Origin of the sequence: Planktothricoides sp. SR001 (assembly GCF_001276715.1) — a bacterium.
Taxonomy (GTDB): Bacteria; Cyanobacteriota; Cyanobacteriia; order Cyanobacteriales; family Laspinemataceae; genus Planktothricoides; species Planktothricoides raciborskii.
Map to the genome: position 1 here is coordinate 1 of NZ_LIUQ01000026.1, position 492 is coordinate 492.

A 492-nucleotide genomic window follows, 5' to 3' on the forward strand; every position below is an offset into this window, starting at 1 on the left:
CATTGCGATCGCCGATTTCACGGGCAAGAGTTAAAGACTGTTGATAAAACTCAATTGCTTTTTGATATTGTCCTAAGCTATCGTAAGCATTACCCAAATTATTGAGATCACCTCCTTCTCCATAGCGATCGCCGATTTCACGGGCAAGAGTTAAAGACTGTTGATAAAACTCAATTGCTTTTTGATATTGTCCTAAGCTATCGTAAGCATTACCCAAATTATTGAGAGCACCTCCTTCTCCATTGCGATCGCCGATTTCACGTTTAATAGTTAAAGACTGTTGATAAAACTCAATTGCTTTTTGATATTGTCCTAAGCTATTGTAAGCAATACCCAAATTATTGAGAGGATTTCCTTCTATATTGCGATCGCCGATTTCACGTTTAATAGTTAAAGACTGTTGAAAAAACTCTATTGCTTTTTGATATTGTCCTAAGCTATCGTAAGCATTACCCAAATTACCGAGAGCATTTCCTTCTATATTGCGATCGC

The 492-nt window shown here is 37.2% G+C and carries 1 protein-coding gene; it reads right to left on the minus strand.

Annotated elements, in window-relative coordinates; genetic code table 11:
• A partial coding sequence (locus AM228_RS35305) for a tetratricopeptide repeat protein (RefSeq protein WP_231636826.1) occupies positions 1-492 on the minus strand: 492 nt, incomplete at both ends.